General features: G+C 42.2%; 14 protein-coding genes, 1 pseudogene and 1 riboswitch. Of the genes and pseudogenes, 2 read left to right on the top strand and 13 right to left on the bottom strand.

What is annotated here, in order from left to right:
* Positions 1 to 87 precede the first annotated feature (87 nt).
* From B7698_RS04610 to B7698_RS04550, 13 genes and pseudogenes are all read right to left on the bottom strand, one after another.
* Positions 88 to 1,287 (bottom strand): ABC transporter permease, encoded by a 1,200-nt coding sequence (locus tag B7698_RS04610; RefSeq protein ID WP_001245398.1) that lies wholly within the window; start codon positions 1,285 to 1,287, stop codon positions 88 to 90.
* Positions 1,284 to 2,177 carry an ABC transporter ATP-binding protein gene (locus tag B7698_RS04605; protein WP_020902740.1) on the bottom strand — a complete coding sequence of 298 codons (894 nt, stop codon included), beginning with the start codon at positions 2,175 to 2,177 and terminating at the stop codon, positions 1,284 to 1,286. The genes B7698_RS04610 and B7698_RS04605 overlap by 4 nt, the downstream gene beginning before the upstream one ends.
* Positions 2,178 to 2,412: 235 nt before the next feature.
* Positions 2,413 to 4,818 carry a phenylalanine--tRNA ligase subunit beta gene (pheT, locus tag B7698_RS04600; RefSeq protein WP_084864789.1) on the bottom strand — a complete coding sequence of 802 codons (2,406 nt, stop codon included), beginning with the start codon at positions 4,816 to 4,818 and terminating at the stop codon, positions 2,413 to 2,415.
* Between the two features lie 76 nt (positions 4,819 to 4,894).
* A pseudogene (locus tag B7698_RS04595) lies at positions 4,895 to 5,404 on the bottom strand (GNAT family N-acetyltransferase).
* The gene (pheS, locus tag B7698_RS04590) at positions 5,404 to 6,450 is read right to left on the bottom strand and encodes a phenylalanine--tRNA ligase subunit alpha (RefSeq protein ID WP_031236936.1); all 1,047 of its coding nucleotides are present in this window, start codon (positions 6,448 to 6,450) and stop codon (positions 5,404 to 5,406) included. The pseudogene B7698_RS04595 and the gene pheS overlap by 1 nt, the downstream one beginning before the upstream one ends.
* A gap of 311 nt (positions 6,451 to 6,761) precedes the next feature.
* On the bottom strand, positions 6,762 to 7,181 hold the full coding sequence (locus B7698_RS04585) for a chromosome partitioning protein ParB (RefSeq protein WP_084864788.1): 420 nt from the start codon (positions 7,179 to 7,181) through the stop codon (positions 6,762 to 6,764).
* Positions 7,182 to 7,208: 27 nt separating this feature from the next.
* Entirely contained in the window at positions 7,209 to 7,859 is a 651-nt protein-coding gene (locus tag B7698_RS04580; RefSeq protein ID WP_084864787.1) for a phosphatase PAP2 family protein, read from the bottom strand.
* The gene (locus B7698_RS04575; RefSeq protein ID WP_000185834.1) at positions 7,849 to 8,412 is read right to left on the bottom strand and encodes an ECF transporter S component; all 564 of its coding nucleotides are present in this window, start codon (positions 8,410 to 8,412) and stop codon (positions 7,849 to 7,851) included. Before B7698_RS04575 ends, B7698_RS04580 begins: the two co-directional genes overlap by 11 nt.
* Before the next feature lie 163 nt (positions 8,413 to 8,575).
* A riboswitch (FMN riboswitch) is annotated at positions 8,576 to 8,810 on the bottom strand.
* A 53-nt stretch (positions 8,811 to 8,863) separates the two neighbouring features.
* A complete protein-coding gene (locus B7698_RS04570) occupies positions 8,864 to 9,367 on the bottom strand; it encodes a tRNA (cytidine(34)-2'-O)-methyltransferase (RefSeq protein ID WP_084864786.1) in 504 nt (167 codons plus the stop codon).
* Positions 9,368 to 9,559: 192 nt separating this feature from the next.
* Positions 9,560 to 10,390, bottom strand: coding sequence for an energy-coupling factor transporter transmembrane component T family protein (locus tag B7698_RS04565; RefSeq protein WP_084864785.1), 831 nt, complete (start codon positions 10,388 to 10,390; stop codon positions 9,560 to 9,562).
* Positions 10,375 to 12,057 carry an ABC transporter ATP-binding protein gene (locus B7698_RS04560; protein ID WP_084864784.1) on the bottom strand — a complete coding sequence of 561 codons (1,683 nt, stop codon included), beginning with the start codon at positions 12,055 to 12,057 and terminating at the stop codon, positions 10,375 to 10,377. The genes B7698_RS04565 and B7698_RS04560 overlap by 16 nt, the downstream gene beginning before the upstream one ends.
* 167 nt (positions 12,058 to 12,224) lie before the next feature.
* Positions 12,225 to 12,770 carry an ECF-type riboflavin transporter substrate-binding protein gene (locus B7698_RS04555; protein ID WP_084864783.1) on the bottom strand — a complete coding sequence of 182 codons (546 nt, stop codon included), beginning with the start codon at positions 12,768 to 12,770 and terminating at the stop codon, positions 12,225 to 12,227.
* Positions 12,771 to 12,785: 15 nt separating this feature from the next.
* On the bottom strand, positions 12,786 to 13,634 hold the full coding sequence (locus tag B7698_RS04550) for an SAM hydrolase/SAM-dependent halogenase family protein (protein ID WP_084864782.1): 849 nt from the start codon (positions 13,632 to 13,634) through the stop codon (positions 12,786 to 12,788).
* Positions 13,635 to 13,822: 188 nt separating this feature from the next.
* On the opposite strand from B7698_RS04550, the gene trkA reads away from it, so the two are divergent.
* Together trkA and B7698_RS04540 are read left to right on the top strand one after the other, a co-directional pair.
* Positions 13,823 to 15,172, top strand: a complete 1,350-nt coding sequence (gene trkA / locus B7698_RS04545) for a Trk system potassium transporter TrkA (protein WP_000691701.1) — start codon at positions 13,823 to 13,825, stop codon at positions 15,170 to 15,172.
* Between the two features lie 3 nt (positions 15,173 to 15,175).
* The gene (locus B7698_RS04540; protein ID WP_084864781.1) at positions 15,176 to 16,615 is read left to right on the top strand and encodes a TrkH family potassium uptake protein; all 1,440 of its coding nucleotides are present in this window, start codon (positions 15,176 to 15,178) and stop codon (positions 16,613 to 16,615) included.
* Positions 16,616 to 16,750 lie beyond the last annotated feature (135 nt).

Genomic DNA, 16,750 nt, shown 5'->3' with positions numbered 1-16,750 from the left:
CACCCCTAAAAGTCAATAGATATGAAAAATATTTTTCTGAATTCCACTCTTTTTATCTCTAAAAAACCTCGCTTTCGCGAGGCTCTTCTATTTATAAGATAAGGCACGTTTAAAGGTTTTCCAAGGACCTAAATCATCTGTTTGCAGAACGAGGCTAGCATACATACGTCCGATAAAGACTGTTGCCGTTACTGCAAAAGCAAGCGTAATAGCAAGCGAAATCCAAGTTTCTAACCCATTTGCATAACCATTAATAGCTCTAAACGGCATGAAGAAAGTCGAAATAAAGGGAATATATGAACCAATCTTCAAGATGAGATTGTCACCAGCTGTACCTAGAGCTGTCACTCCAAAAAAACCACCTATAATCAAAATCATCAAAGGCGACAAGGCTTTTCCTGCATCCTCAGGGCGAGAAACCATAGAGCCTAGGAAGGCTGCTAAAACAACGTACATAAAGAGGCTAACCAAGACAAACAATAAGGTGTTGAGCGAGAAAGCCTCTCCTATATGGTTTAAAATACCAGATTGTGCCAAGATTGGTAGGTCTTTAAAGAGAAGAATGGCAGCAATTCCACCCACGACGTAAATGCCAATATGGGTCAAAATCACAAGAAGCAGAGCCAGCATGCGAGCGTAGAAATAATGACTAGCACGGATACTAGAGAAGACCACCTCCATAATTTTGGTTCCTTTCTCGCTAGCCACTTCCTGAGCAGTGACACTAGCATAGGTAATCAAAATCATATAAAGGAAGAAACCAAGCCCTGCGGCCGCAAAGGTTTGAATCATTTTTTTATTTTCCTTGGATTCATCAATTTTCTCCGTAAAGTTAACTGTTTGTCCCAAGCGTTTTTCCTGTTCTTGTGACAAATTGGCTGCCGAACGATTGAGTTGATCTTGAAGCTCATTTAACTTGCTCGTTACTCCTAGCTTAATAGCAATCTCAAGGGAAGTTTCACCGTGATAAACTGCCTTCAAGACACTATCCTCTTGGTCAATGGTCAGATAGCCTTTTAATTTTTCATCCTTGATAGCAGCTTGGGCACTGGCTTCATCCTGATAATCAAAATTGAGACCATTGGTAGATTTAAGACTGTCTGTCACAGCTGGAACAGTGCTGACTACTGCTATCTTGCCACTCTGAGCCATAGAAGATCCTTGGAGATAGCCAATTCCTACAGATAAGGCTAAAAAGAGGAACGGCGAAATCACCATAAAGAAGAAACTCCACGATTTGACATGTCGAAGATAGGTTTCCTTCATTACAACCCACATATTTCTCATACTTCCACCCCTGATTCTAGTTTAAAGATTTCATCAATTGTTGGCGCTTGCTGGTCAAAGGTTGCGATGTATTGCCCCTGAGTCAAGATTGGGAAGAGTTCCCTTCCAGCGCTCTCATCCTCTAAGATCAATTTCCAACTGCCTTGTTTGGTCAAACTTACCTGCTTGACATGAGGAAGATTTTCCAATTCTTCCTTGCTTCGTTCACTTGAAACAAAGAGACGCGTTTTCCCGTATTGATTGCGGACATCCTGAACTGGTCCATGCAAGACCACACGACCATCTCGAATCATCAAAATATCGTCACAAAGCTCCTCGACGTTGGTCATGACATGGTCAGAAAAGATAATGGTTGCCCCACGTTCTTTTTCCTGAAAAATGACTTGCTTGAGCAATTCTGTATTGACCGGGTCCAATCCACTGAAAGGCTCATCCAAGATAATCAAGTCTGGCTCATGAATCAGAGTAATAATGAGCTGAATCTTCTGCTGATTTCCTTTTGACAGACTCTTGATTTTATCAGTCAGCTTCCCTTTCACTTCCAACCTCTTCATCCATTGAGGGAGTTTTTCCTTGATCTCCTTGGCATCCATACCTTTTAGAGTCGCCAAGTAACGAACTTGTTCAAGGACTGTCAATTTAGGCATGAGGCTGCGTTCTTCAGGCAGATAGCCAATCCGAGCGTAGGTCTCTTGTCGAATATCCTGACCATCCAGACTGATTTCTCCTTGGTATTCTAAAAACTTCAAAATACTGTGGAAAATCGTTGTCTTCCCAGCACCATTTTTCCCGACTAATCCCAAAATACGACCTGGTCGCGCTTGAAAGTCAATACCAAACAAAACTTGCTTGGGTCCAAAACTTTTCTCTAGACTTCTTACTTCTAGCATCTTTCACCTCCGAAATGTCTTGCACTCATTATACTCCTTTTTGATAGCCTTTACAATGATTTCTGTCCATTTTTATCATCCTCATTTTAGTAAAAAATCTTAGGGTACTTTGAGCTATGAGTACATTATACACTGGTAAACTCCAATTTATCTTCTCTGTTCCTCAACTGTCTATTTTTGATCCTGAATTGTTATTTGAAAAGCAAAAATCCACCCCAAAGGATGGATTGATACTTTAACGCACTTCTGCATTGACTTTTTCTTCGAGCGATGCTTGGATTTTTTCCATATAGCGTGCGACTTCTTCGTCCGTTAAGCTATCTTCTGGATTTTGGAAAGTCAAGCTATAAGCCATTGACTTCATACCAAGTCCCAATTTTTCGCCTGAGAAGACGTCAAAGAGTTTGATATCTGTCAAACGTTTTACGCCTGCAGCTTGGATAGCGTCCACAACCTCTTGGTGAGTCACTTCTGCCTTGAGAAGGAGGGCAACGTCACGGCTAACTGCTGGGAATTTCGTGATTTCCACAAATGGAGCAGCTGGTTGAAGGGCAGCTTCGATGGCTGAAAGGTTGAGCTCAGCTACATACGTTTCTGGAATATCGTAAGCCTTAGCAGTGACTGGATGCACTTGCCCAAGGAAACCAAGAACTTGGTCACCGAGTGAAATCATAGCTGTACGTCCTGGGTGGAGGCTAGCGATTTCAGATGTTGCCGTATAGGTTACTTGGAGTCCCAAACGAGCAAAGAGGGCCTCAAGGATTCCCTTAGCATAGAAGAAATCAACTGGAACTGCTACTGTTTGGAAATCTTTTTCAGCAACCAAGCCTGTCAAGGCAAAGGCAAAGCTGTTGATCTCATTTGGAAGTTCTTCTTTTGGATTGCCTGTTTGTTCAAAGACTTTTCCAATCTCGTAAAGGGCCAAGTTTTTGTTCTTACGAGCCACGTTGTAGGCAACAGTATCAAGGATACCTGAGATCATATTTTGACGGAGGACAGAACGGTCCACAGTCATTGGCCACATGAGTTCCGTAAGGTTGCTTGGTTGAGCCGTAAACTCAACTGCTTTTTCAGGAGTTGTCAGAGCGTAGGTGATGATTTCTGTCAAACCTGCTCCTTCAGCAATGGTACGAACTTGACGGCGAAGTTTTTGTGTCGCAGTCAATTCACCAGCTGTCCCATCGTCTTTTGGAAGGCTGGTTGGCAAGCGGTCATATCCATAGATACGAGCGATTTCTTCAAAGAGGTCTGCCTCGATGGTGATATCCCAGCGACGGCGTGGGACACTGACTGTAAAGCTATCTGCATTGCCAGAAAGACCAAATCCAAGACGACGGAAGACGTCTTCTACATCAGCATAAGAAAGATCAGTTCCGAGGACACGGTTAACATCAGCAAGAGTTGAAGAAACTTCCACATCAGAGGTATCAAGCTCACCCGCTGAAACGATACCCTTACGCACCGTCGCACCTGCAAGTTCTGCAATCATGCTAGCCGCCGCATCAAGGGCTTCGTTAACAGTTGCCACATTAATCCCTTTTTCAAAGCGAGAAGATGACTCAGAACGAAGGTTGAGACGTCCGCTAGTCTTGCGGATTGATTTTCCGTTGAAGACTGCAGCTTCAAGGACGACACGACTAGAATTTTCAGAGATTTCTGTTGCTTGACCACCCATAACACCTGCAAGAGCTACTGGCTTGTCTGCGACAGTGATGACTAGGTCATTCACGTCCAAATCACGTTCTTCACCGTCCAAGGTCACCAATTTTTCACCAGCACGCGCTTCACGCACACGGATGTCAGTTCCTTCAAAGGTATCCAAGTCAAAGGCATGCATTGGTTGACCAAAGTAGAGCAGGATGTAGTTGGTCACGTCCACTACGTTATTGATGGGACGAATACCTTCGTTCATGAGGAGATTTTGCAACCATTGTGGACTTGGTTCGATGGTCACATTGTCCAAGATACGAGCAGCATAGTAAGGCGCCTTGTCTGTCTCAATACCTACAGAAAGGGCATCTGCTGCAGCTTGGTCAGTTTCTGAAAGAGTAAATTCTTTAAAGTTGACCGCCTTGTCATAGATGGATGCAACTTCGTGAGCTACTCCACGCATAGAAAGAGCGTCCGCACGGTTTGGTGTGATAGAAAGTTCGATGATTTCATCATCCAAGTCTAGGTAAGAGAAGACTTCATCCCCAGGAACGGCATTTTCTGGCAAGATTTGGATACCATCTGCGAATTCCTTAGGCACAACCGAGTCAGAAATTCCCAATTCGCCAAGTGAACAAATCATCCCAAGTGACTCTAAGCCACGGATTTTCCCTTTTTTGATTTTGTAGTTGTCAGCGATGCGAGCTCCTGGAAGAGCCACCATAACCTTGATACCAGCACGCACATTTGGGGCACCACAAACGATTTGACGAGCTTCTTCTTCGCCAACGTTAACCTGACAAACATGGAGGTGAGTTTCTGGCACATCTTCGCAAGACAAGACCTCACCGACGACAATTTTTGAGAGACCAGCAGCTGGTGATTCGACACCCTCTACCTCGATCCCTGTAGTTGACATTTTTTCAGCCAACTCCTGTGATGGCACATCAATGTCCACCAATTCTTTTAACCATTTATAAGATACAAGCATAATTTAGTTTTCCAGAATGACAGTTGTCACTCTAGTTCTTTTCCTTTCCTATCATTTCAATAGAAGAATCATCTTCTTACCTTAATTTCTTTCTCAGTAACCAATCCGTATCTACTTTTTGACCAACCATAAAATGATGTTGGCTAAATTTTTCAAAACCATATCGATTATAAAACGCTTGAGCTTTTGTATTATGCTCCCAAACACCTAACCAAGCCCAGGAAAAACTATTTTTTGTAGCAAGTTCAAGAGCGAATTCAAACAGTTGCTTACCGAGTCCAAATCCTTGGAATTTTTGTAGCACATAGAGGCGTTGAATTTCAAAAGCATCCTCTAATTCTCTCTCAGTCTGAGCACTTCCCCAGTTGACTTTGAGAAAACCAGCTATCTCCTCTTCATGCATAATGAAATAGGTTTCGGATTCTGGATTTTCCAACTCACTTGACAAAACTCTCAGACTATAAGCCTCTTCAAAGTATTCCTGTAACTACTCTTCCGTATTATCATGCGCAAATGTTTCACGAAAGGTTTGTTTGGCAATTTTAGCCAACACCTCAACATCTGCCATTTCTACTTTTCTAATCATTATTTAAACTGTTCTGAGAAGCGGACATCCCCTTGGTAGAATCCACGGATATCGTTGATTCCGTAACGGAGCATAGCTACACGCTCTTGTCCAAGACCAAAGGCAAATCCAGAGTAAACAGTCGCATCGATACCACTCATTTCAAGGACACGTGGGTGAACCATACCGGCACCCATAATTTCGATCCAACCTGTTTTCTTACATACGTTACAGCCTTCTCCACCACACTTGAAGCAAGAAACATCCACCTCAACAGATGGCTCTGTGAATGGGAAGTAAGATGGGCGCAGACGGATCTGACGCTCTTCACCGAACATTTTTTGCACAATCAACTGAAGGGTTCCTTGAAGATCTGCCATAGAGATGTTTTTCCCAACAACCAAGCCTTCGATTTGGTGGAATTGGTGACTGTGGGTCGCATCGTCCGTGTCACGACGGAACACACGCCCTGGCGAGATCATCTTCAAAGGACCTTTAGAGAAATCATGGGCATCCATAGCACGCGCTTGAACTGGAGACGTGTGAGTACGGAGTAAGATTTCTTCTGTGATATAGAATGTGTCCTGCATGTCGCGAGCTGGGTGGTCTTTCGGAAGGTTCATACGCTCAAAGTTATAGTAGTCTTGCTCCACTTCAAAACCATCCACGACTTGGTAACCCATCCCAATGAAAATATCTTCGATTTCTTCACTGGTTTGTGTGAGGACATGACGGTGACCAGTCGCAACTGGACGACCTGGAAGCGTCACATCGATACTCTCGCTAGCCAGTTGAGCCGCAACTTTCTTTTCTTCCAAAAGCTTAGCTATTTCTTCAAAGGCAGCTGTCAAGACATCGCGCGCTTCATTGACGTGTTTCCCAATAATCGGACGCATCTCAGCAGAGACATCTTTCATCCCTTTGAGGATTTCAGTAAGTGAACCCTTTTTCCCAAGGACAGAAACACGCAAATCTTGCATCTCTTTTTCATTTTCAGCAGTAATCTGCTTCAAGCTAGCCAGCGTTTCTTCGCGAAGCGCTTTTAATTGTTCTTCAATAGTTGACATAATTCCTCCATCAGTCTCTCGTAGATAAAAAGAAAACCACATGCCAAAAACTCCACTCGGAGCGTTGACACGCGGTACCATCCGTTTTCATCTGACAAGTCAGACCTTCATTTCTAAATCCATGCGCAAGTGAATTCACCCAGCTTTCATATAGAGAGCTTGCAGTCACGGCTCTCCTCTCTGATATACTTCCCTTGAGTTACTAGTCTTGCAGATTTCTATTCAATTACTACATAGTTTATCAGATTTTTAGTTAAAAAACAAGTTAGATTAGATTAATTTCAGTATAAAAAGGAACAAGACACAATGCACTACCTATTTGTAGGGTCTGTTTCATCTGCTTTCCTTTTCAACAAAAGAGTTGCTGCCTGATTAAAACCATCACACCAGTTATACCATTTTGCTTCATACTCATCTTGAGCTAAGATATGATTTTTTAAATCCAGAACAGAGTAGATTTTTCTTTCTTCGCAGACTTGCGCATAGAGATGATATAGTTCATCACCACCATCTCTATCAAACTCAGCAGAAATCGTATTCCGACCTGCTAATAAAGCCTGATAAGCCCTGTGATGCCCGTCTGTAATCAGCAAGCAATCTCCAAAGGCAAGAATACTGATTGGATCGACTTGGATTGTTTCTGCCGACTGGTAAAGCATCTGAATATCTTGCAACTTCTTTTCTGATAAGTATAGTTGAGTCGGATGAAGATCTGCTATATTGACTTTCATTTCTTTCTCCTCAAAGGAATTTGATATTCACTTCTGCTTGCCTTTAAATCGCCATTGGAAACGGAGTTTGTCATAGAAGGGAAACTCGATAAACAAGACTCCCAAGCCGACACAGAGACTGGCAAGTACATCTGATGGGTAATGAACTCCCAGATAGACCCTTGATACCAACACACTGACTAGGTAGAGACCAAGGACGATTTGTACGATTTTTCTCCAGACCCGATCTTTAATCCGCTGACTAAGAATAACAATCAAAGTCCCTACCATCAGCGTCACAGCCAAAGAATGGCCGCTTGGAAAGGAAAATCCCTTCTCCTCAACCAAGTGTAAGATAGCTGGTCGTGGACGCTGGTAGATATTTTTAAAGGTCACGATTAAAAATCCTGCCAAAGCCAGATTTCCCAGCATGAAGAAACTTTCTATCTTCCACCGCTTACGATAAAAGACAAAAGCTGTAATGACAACCCAAGTGATAATCACTGGAATATCAATCAAGCGTGTGATGGCACGGAAAAGAATAGTCAAATAATCTGGTAAGTCTCCTCGAACGACAGTCTGTATCGGTTGGTCAAAACCGACCAGCGTTTCAGGGTAAAATTTGACCATGTAGCCAAGAATAACGAAAAGTAAAAGGGCAAAACTGCCCTTCATTAAAAATGTTTGTTTATCTTTCATAGTGTTTTAAGGTTGGTTTCAAAAGGACGTACAACAACCAGAATGAAACGGAAAAGATTACACCCTCAATCAAGTTAAAAGGCAACACCATAGTCATTAGGTAGTTGGAAAGTCCCAAAATTTTTCCAATATCAAAGTTAGCAAACTTAGCGTACAAAGGAACAGCATAAACATAGTTGAGAACCAACATAGCCACGGTTAAACCAATAGTCCCAGCTAGAGAGCCTAGTAGGAAACGAAGGGTTGTCCGTTCCTTTTTCCAAATCAAAGCAAAGACGATGACAAAAACTCCTAAAGCTACGATATTCATCGGCAAGCCAATATAAGTATTCACTCCCTGACTGTTAAGAAGCAGTTTCAAGAGTGAGCGAAGCAAGAGAACTCCTAGAGCAGCAGGCAAATCCATGACCACCAAGCCCACAAGGACTGGCAAGATACTAAATTCGATCTTGAGGAAGGACGCCGCTGGTAAAAGCGGAAAGTCAAAGTACATCAGCACAAATGAAATGGCTGATAAAATCGCAATGGTCGAAAGTCGACGTGTGTTTGTCATAACAGGTTCCTCCAATTTTCTATAAAATCAGAAGAAGTTGGAAAGGATCCCTCTATCTATTCTCACTTTTTATATCCCAAAAGTTCCCTCTCACTCTATTAAGGAAATTCAAGCAAGCGGTTACAATCTAGCTATAAATCTATCAGAACAGACAAAGCTATTCTTTCGTCTTCTCCCATCCAGACTATACTGTCGGTTGTGGAATCTCACCACATCAGCTTGCGCTCGCGGACTTCTTTAAAAAGAAGGAAATAGAGATTTTTCTTTTAGACTAGGCGACAAGCTGTAGGCATAACTTCTGGTTAGGCAAAGCTTGTCAACAAAGTATAAAAGGAAAAGATCATTTCCTAGTTAAAGTCACCGCCGGTCGGGAATCACACCCTGCCCTGAAGACTCTTTTATCATAACAAAAAACGCTTGCAAGCGCAAGCATTTTGTTCATTTTCATTTTTTATTTCAATTTATCCACTTCATAGGTATGAACAAGCTCAAGACCTGCAAAGTTCTGCTGGCGGAGGGCTTCGTAGACAATCATGCAGACGGTATTAGACACATTGAGACTGCGGACATGTTCATCATTCATAGGAATACGGATAGCTTTCTCAGGATGTTCTCGCATAAAGTCCTCCGGCAAGCCCTTGTCTTCACGTCCAAATAGAAAATAATGGTCTTCGTTAGTCGATAAATCCACATCAGAATAGACTTTTTCTGCGAATTTTGAAATCAGATAGAGTTTGCCCTGCATCTGAGACATGAAATCTTCTAAACTGTCGTAAAAATAAATCTCTAGCTTATCCCAATAATCCAATCCAGCTCGCTTCATCTTGCGGTCATCGATAGGAAAGCCCATAGGCTTGATGATGTGGAGGGGAGAATTGGTTGCAGCGCAAGTACGCGCGATATTGCCTGTATTTTGTGGAATTTGTGGTTCAAATAATACAATGTGATTTGTCATGACTTGCTTCCTTTCACCATTGCAAAAAAATAGCCACACTGCCCGGAGTCAAGCTCAGCAAACAGCGTGGTTAAGGCATCGTTAACTTACCTCACAACAGGTTTGAAGTAAATCAGCGAAACTACTTTCTTAGTATAACACTTTCAGAATCATTGTCAATAGAAACGACTTGATTTTTTCAATTTTTTCAAGCTATTTCCAAGGGTTGTAAAATCGTCCCTGATTCTGCAAGATAAGTAGTAAACTAGCTACTAAAAACAAGGCTGCCAAGAGCAAGGTAAGATAGTCTCCTTTTTTCAAGGCCTGATAACTATACCAAGTGCGTTTTTTCTCTTTCCCAAAGCGCCGAAGCTCCATGGCGGTCGCGATGGTATCAATGCGTTCTAGCGAGCTAAAAATCAAGGGCGTAATAATGCGCAGATTGCCTTTGATTCGTTGCATAAGAGAAGTTTTCTTGGATAATTCCATCCCACGCGCCTCCTGAGACATCTTGATAGTAAAGAATTCTTCCTGCAAATCTGGAATATAGCGCAAGGTCAGGCTGACAGAATAGGCAATCTTATAGGGCACACCAATTTGATTTAAACTGGAAGCAAACTGACTAGGGTGGGTTGTCATCAAAAAGATAATAGCCATAGGAATGGTGCAAAGGTACTTAATAGCCAAATTTAGCAGATAAAAGAGCTCTTGACTGGTTAGAGTGTAGGCACCGATTCCCTGCCAAATCACACTCCTCTCTCCGTAAAGTCCAACCCCATACTCGGGAGAAAAGAGATAGACCATCAAGACATTCAAAATCGCAAATACCGTCGCAAAAACGGCTACAAAGGAAACATCTTTAAAACGGATTTCTGACAAATAGAGGAGAAAGACCGAAAAAATAGCAATCAGAACAAGCAGTCTGGTATCATAGCTAATCATGGCCGCCAATGACACGAGGATGAAAAAGAGGAGTTTAGCAGCTCCTGACAAGCGATGAATCACAGTATCTCTATGCTGGTAACCAATTAATTTAGCTTGCATCCTTCTCTCCTTTCTTTGTAAAATGCCGTTAAAGCAAGTGGATCCACGTCTAGTTTCTTGGCCAAGTTAAAGATAGAGGTTTCTTTTAGATTGGCTTTTACTAACAGCTCAGGATTGCTCAACAGACTAGCTGGATCAGTATCAGCAATCAATTCCCCATCCACCATGACAAGGGCCCGGTCTGAATAATCCAGCATCAATTGCATATCATGGGTAATCATGACAATGGTATGACCTTTTTGATGCAGTTCTTCAAGAAATTCCATAATCTCAGTATAGTTCTTCTGGTCTTGACCTGCAGTTGGTTCATCTAAGAGAATGATTTCAGCTCCTAAGACCAAAATCGAGGCAATAGTGACACGTTTTTTCTGACCAAATGACAGGGCAGAAATGGGCCAATTACGGAATTCATAGAGACCACAAATTCTCAAGGTTTCATAGACTCTCGTTTCAATTTCCTGCTCGTCCACACCTCGCAAACGTAGTCCCAGAGCCACCTCATCAAAAATCATATTGGTTGAAATCATTTGATTAGGATTTTGCAGCACATAGCCTACTCGTTCCGCCCGTTCTGCTACCGAATCTCCTTTTATATCCTGCTCTTCCCAAAGATAGCGGCCTTCAGTCTGAATAAAGCTACTTAAGGCCTTGGCTAGAGTTGATTTCCCCGCTCCATTTTTTCCGACAATGGCAATCTTTTCACCCTTTTTGATGTCCAGATGAAGAGATTTTAAAATCGGTCTATCATCATAAGAAAAAGACACGTCCTCTAATTTAAAGAGTGACTGCAATTCTGGGGTTTCTTTTACCAGTTCATTCTGCAGCTGAACCCGACCTTTTGAGATAGACAAGTTGTCCAAATTTGCTAATTGTTCTTCCTTAGCTAAATCCACACCCAATTGACGGAGAGTCGTTAGATAAAGAGGTTCTCGAATTCCATTTTGGGTCAATAAATCAGTCACCAGTAACTGGTCAGGACTCCCATTAAAGAGGATACGACCATCGTTTATCAAGACAATCCGATCCACAGGGCGATGCAGAACATCCTCCAAACGGTGCTCGATAATAAGAGTCGTCGTCCCCTCCTCCTTATGAATCTGATCAATCAATTCGATAATATCCTGACCTGACTTGGGATCCAGATTGGCGAGTGGCTCATCAAACAAGAGAATCGGACTCTCATCAATCAAGACACCAGCCAAACTGACCCGCTGCTTTTGTCCACCTGACAAATCCTGAGGCCGCTGTGGCAGTAAAGGGAGAAGGTCCAGCTTTTCAGCCCATTTATGAACACGGCTTTTCATCTCTTCTAGAGCTGTCACATCATTTTCCAGAGCAAAAGCCAAATCCTCTGCTACAGACAGGCCGATAAACTGCCCATCTGTATCCTGCAAAACTGTGCTGACTAGATGAGATTTATCATAGATACTCATATCAAAGGCTGCTTGCCCCTTGATCAAAAATTCTCCAGACGTCTGACCCTTGTAAATATTGGGAATAATCCCATTCAAACACTGACCCAAGGTAGACTTGCCTGACCCAGATGGGCCAACAATTAAGACTTTCTCTCCCTTATAAATGGTCAAGTCCACTCCTTGCAAGGTCGGTTCTTGTTGCGTTTCATACTGGAAAGAGAAATCCTTCCACTCAATTATAGCTTCTTTCATCTTACTCTCTTCATTCGCTTCTTAGACTTCTATTTTATCATAAATCGAACCCTTCTTGCAGACTCTTCTCTTAAAAACTTAGCGCCAACAAGATTCCTAGCCTAAATTGCTTACCCGACTAGCCTATAAACAGCAAAAAGACTGGTTTCCCAGCCTTTTCCCTTATATTAATCCTTTTTCAAACTTCCTGCACGAGTCTGCGTACGTGAATAAGCTAGCAAGAGAAGGGTCCCTGCGATAGCTACAGATACACCATTAGCAATTCCCGCAACAATTCCTTGTGCAAATACTTTTTCTGCAGCTTCTTGATAAATCACAACATCTCCAAGTGGTGCCAAGACACCCCAAACAAGGGCATTTGCAAGTAGTTGAATGAGGTTAAAAATAAGAATATCTTTCCAGTCGAAGACACCATTGATCACTCGAACGTACTTTCTAAATAGCCCCACAGCTAGACCAAAGAGACCACTAGCAATAATCCAAGTCCACCAAAGACCGTAGCCAGCAAGAGAGTCCTTCACTGCATGCCCAATTAAACCAACAAGTAATCCCACTAGAGGGCCAAAAATGATAGACAAGAGGCTCTGTACCGCATACTGAAGCTGGATGCTTGTATTTGGAACAGGTGTCGGGATACTGATCATCCCGATGACAACAAAGAGCGCAGCTCCAACACCGATAGCAACAACTTGTTTAATTGATTGATTTTTCATCTATATTCTCCTATTTTATGATTCTATTTTCTTTATTTCAATAGTCCAAGATGAACCGACACCCACATTATAGGCCTTGGCAAAGGAACCTTGGTTGATAGCCAGACCTAAACGATAGAGAGAGTTGATGTAAAGGATGGGTTGCCCAATTCTCACATCTGCAAATGATTTGCCATAAACAACCTGATTTTGATAGACCAGCATATCAGCGTGATAGATAGTCACTTCAAAACGGTCACCGAATGCTGGTTCCAGCTTGTAAAACTCTTCTCGCGTGATAGAGGTCCAAAGCGAACCAAAACGCACATCTAGAATATCAATGGCTCCCTTCACCAAATGATCTTCAATGATGGTCTCTACAACTGGAAGCTCTACAATATGGTCTACACTGAGCTCTGGCCCCACTTCCTCAAAACTAATGTGACCACTGGCCAGTTTAGCACCAGTATAGGCATAGACATCACGACCGTGGAAGGTATAAGAATGCTCTGTATTTTGACGTCTATTGGCCACTTCAGAAATTTCACGAATAGCTACAATGCCAACGTGTTTCTTGATAAAAGAAAGCGTCCCATTATCTGGCGTGACAATGTATTGATTTTTTGCAGTCTTGGCAACTACACTCTTACGTTTCGAGCCGACACCTGGATCGACCACCGATACAAATGTCGTTCCCTCAGGCCAGTAATCCACCGTCTGAAAGAGACGATAGCTCCCCTCAAAAATATTATAAGGCGTGATATCGTGCGTCAAATGATGAATTTTTAAGGTTGGAGACTCTTCTAAAGCCACTCCAATCATAGCCGATACCGCACCATCAACCAGACCAAAGTCTGATTGTAATACCAGTAAATTATTATTCATTTTATCTCCTTGTATATCCTTTATCATACCATATTTCATAGAAAGGTGCTAATAGCTATTTCAATTGATTAGGGTATAGTTTTACCTTATAGCAAATTTCCTGCTAAAAACTCTGGTGATTAGCTAGTAGGTGCATTTTTTCTTGAAAAAAGGTATGATAGTTACATAATGAAGAAGTAGGTTTTATTATGAAAATTATCCTTGTCGGAGGGGGAAAAGTTGGTTCTGCCCTCTGTCGCTCCTTGGTTGCAGAAAAGCATGATGTTTTGCTGATTGAGCAAGACGAAGCTGTCCTCAATCATATTGTCAATCGCTTTGATATCATGGGTATCCTTGGTAACGGGGCCGATTTTACCATCCTTGAGCAAGCCAGTGTCCAGGATTGTGATATCTTTATCGCCCTGACTGAATACGATGAAGTCAACATGATTGCAGCCGTTCTAGCCAAAAAAATGGGAGCTAAAGAGACCATCGTTCGGGTGCGGAACCCTGAATATTCTAACTCTTATTTCAAGGAAAAGAATATTCTCGGTTTTTCTCTTATCGTTAACCCTGAGCTCTTGGCTGCCCGCGCTATCGCGAATATCATTGACTTCCCCAACGCCCTCTCTGTCGAACGTTTCTTTGGTGGGCGGGTCAGCTTGATGGAATTCACTGTTAAATCCTCAAGTGGTCTTTGCCAAATGCCCATTTCTGATTTTCGGAAAAAATTTGGCAATGTCATTGTATGTGCGATAGAAAGAGATCATCAAATTATCATCCCAAGTGGTGACATGACCATACAGGATAAAGATAGAATCTTTGTCACTGGTAACCGTGTTGACATGATGCTCTTCCATAATTATTTCAAGTCTCGTGCCGTGAAAAGCCTTCTCATCGTCGGTGCTGGGAGAATTGCCTATTATCTACTAGGTATCCTCAAAGACAGTCGTATCGATACCAAGGTTATTGAAATCAATCCTGAAATCGCTAGCTTCTTTAGCGAGAAATTCCCAAATCTCTATATCGTTCAAGGAGATGGTACCGCAAAAGATATCCTGCTGGAAGAAAGTGCTCAAAACTATGATGCCGTTGCGACTCTAACAGGGGTCGATGAGGAAAATCTGATTACCTCTATGTTCCTTGACAGGGTAGGTGTACAAAAAAATATCACCAAGGTCAATCGTACCAGTCTCCTCGAGATTATCAATGCGCCTGATTTTTCAAGTATCATCACACCTAAAAGCATCGCTGTAGATACAATCATGCACTTTATTCGTGGTCGTGTTAATGCCCAGTATTCAGACCTTCAAGCCATGCACCATCTAGCCAATGGCCAAATCGAAACCCTGCAATTTCATATCAAGGAAGCTAATAAAATGACTGCCAAACCTCTTTCTCAATTAAAACTGAAAAAAGGGGTTCTTATAGCAGCCATCATTCGAAAGGGCAAGACTATTTTCCCGACTGGGGAGGATATGTTGGAAGTTGGAGATAAGCTCCTAGTAACAACTTTGTTGCCAAACATCACCAAGATTTATGATTTGATCGCGAGGTAAGAAATGAATAAAAGTATGATTCGTTACCTCCTTTCAAAGTTACTTTTGATTGAAGCTGTTCTCCTCTTGGTTCCTGTAGCTGTCGCTCTCTATTACCGTGAATCGAGCCAAGTCTTTACAGCCCTCTTTACAACGATTGGGATTCTCGTATTACTAGGCGGTTCAGGAATTTTACAAAAGCCCAAAAATCAACGGATTTATGCCAAGGAGGGAGTCTTGATTGTTGCCCTCTGTTGGATTCTCTGGTCTTTCTTTGGTGGTCTCCCCTTTGTTTTTGCTAAGCAAATTCCCAGCGTTATCGATGCCTTTTTTGAAATCAGCTCTGGCTTTACAACTACTGGAGCAACTATTTTGAACGACGTTTCGGTTCTCAGTCGTTCCCTCCTCTTCTGGCGAAGTTTTACCCACTTAATTGGAGGGATGGGGGTGCTTGTTTTTGCACTTGCTATTATGGACAATGCCAAGAATAGCCACCTAGAAGTAATGAAGGCTGAGGTTCCTGGTCCTGTTTTTGGTAAAGTAGTATCCAAACTAAAAAACACTGCCCAGATTCTCTATCTCCTTTATCTAGCTCTCTTCTCCCTCTTTGTCATCATCTATTATCTGGCTGGCATGCCCCTATTTGATAGTTTTGTCATTGCCATGGGAACAGCAGGTACAGGAGGTTTTACAGTCTATAACGATGGAATCGCCCACTATGGTAGCTCACTGATTACCTATCTAGTTAGTATCGGAGTTTTGGTTTTTGGGGTAAATTTCAATCTCTACTACTACCTCATGCTCCGTCGCGTCAAAGCCTTCTTTGGAGATGAAGAACTTCGAGCTTACTTGGTCATTGTACTGCTTTCTACAGGCTTGATTAGCCTCAATACCCTCTATCTCTATCCAGGATTTTCAAAGAGTTTTGAAATGGCCTTCTTCCAGGTTTCCAATATCATTACAACGACTGGTTTTGGTTACGGAGACATTACCAACTGGCCCCTCTTCTCCCAGTTTATCCTTCTCTTCCTTATGGGAATCGGTGGTTCTGCTGGTTCAACCGCAGGTGGACTCAAGGTTATTCGAGGCCTTATCCTTTCAAAAATTGCTAAAAATCAGATTTTGTCAATTCTATCACCCCACCGTGTTTTGACCCTCCATGTTAATAAAACGGTAATTGACAAAGATACCCAGCATAAGATTCTCAAGTACTTTGTCATCTATTCTATGATTTTGCTATCCCTTATCTTTATTGTCAGCCTAGATAGCAATGATTTTCTGGTTGTGACCAGCGCTGTCTTTAGCTGTTTCAATAATATCGGACCTATTCTAGGAACCACTTCTAGCTTCTCAATCTTTAGTCCTATCTCAAAAATTCTCCTCTCCTTTGCAATGATTGCAGGGCGCTTGGAGATTTATCCAATCCTACTTCTCTTTATGAAGAGAACTTGGTCTAAGAGATAAAATATAACCACACCTTGTGTCTTACAAGTGTGGTGTTTTTATTTTCATACTCTTCGAAAATAAAATTCAAACCACGTCAGCTTCGCCTTGCCGTATATGTGTGACTGACTTTGTCAGTCTTATCTACAACCTCAA

The sequence above is a fragment of the Streptococcus mitis genome (assembly GCF_002096855.1).
GTDB lineage: Bacteria > Bacillota > Bacilli > Lactobacillales > Streptococcaceae > Streptococcus > Streptococcus mitis_Y.
This window is presented reverse-complemented; position numbering and strand designations above follow the sequence as displayed.

Excerpts from the sequence above, each read along its gene's own strand:
- B7698_RS04540 (WP_084864781.1), top strand. The coding sequence starts at position 15,176 with ATGAATAAAAGTATGATTCGTTACCTCCTTTCAAAGTTACTTTTGATT.
- B7698_RS04580 (WP_084864787.1), bottom strand. The coding sequence starts at position 7,859 with ATGAAAGATAAACAAACATTTTTAATGAAGGGCAGTTTTGCCCTTTTA.
- trkA (WP_000691701.1), top strand. The coding sequence starts at position 13,823 with ATGAAAATTATCCTTGTCGGAGGGGGAAAAGTTGGTTCTGCCCTCTGT.
- pheT (WP_084864789.1), bottom strand. The coding sequence starts at position 4,818 with ATGCTTGTATCTTATAAATGGTTAAAAGAATTGGTGGACATTGATGTG.
- B7698_RS04565 (WP_084864785.1), bottom strand. The coding sequence starts at position 10,390 with ATGCAAGCTAAATTAATTGGTTACCAGCATAGAGATACTGTGATTCAT.
- B7698_RS04555 (WP_084864783.1), bottom strand. The coding sequence starts at position 12,770 with ATGAAAAATCAATCAATTAAACAAGTTGTTGCTATCGGTGTTGGAGCT.
- B7698_RS04575 (WP_000185834.1), bottom strand. The coding sequence starts at position 8,412 with ATGACAAACACACGTCGACTTTCGACCATTGCGATTTTATCAGCCATT.
- B7698_RS04560 (WP_084864784.1), bottom strand. The coding sequence starts at position 12,057 with ATGAAAGAAGCTATAATTGAGTGGAAGGATTTCTCTTTCCAGTATGAA.
- B7698_RS04570 (WP_084864786.1), bottom strand. The coding sequence starts at position 9,367 with ATGACAAATCACATTGTATTATTTGAACCACAAATTCCACAAAATACA.
- B7698_RS04605 (WP_020902740.1), bottom strand. The coding sequence starts at position 2,177 with ATGCTAGAAGTAAGAAGTCTAGAGAAAAGTTTTGGACCCAAGCAAGTT.
- B7698_RS04585 (WP_084864788.1), bottom strand. The coding sequence starts at position 7,181 with ATGAAAGTCAATATAGCAGATCTTCATCCGACTCAACTATACTTATCA.
- pheS (WP_031236936.1), bottom strand. The coding sequence starts at position 6,450 with ATGTCAACTATTGAAGAACAATTAAAAGCGCTTCGCGAAGAAACGCTG.
- B7698_RS04610 (WP_001245398.1), bottom strand. The coding sequence starts at position 1,287 with ATGAGAAATATGTGGGTTGTAATGAAGGAAACCTATCTTCGACATGTC.
- B7698_RS04550 (WP_084864782.1), bottom strand. The coding sequence starts at position 13,634 with ATGAATAATAATTTACTGGTATTACAATCAGACTTTGGTCTGGTTGAT.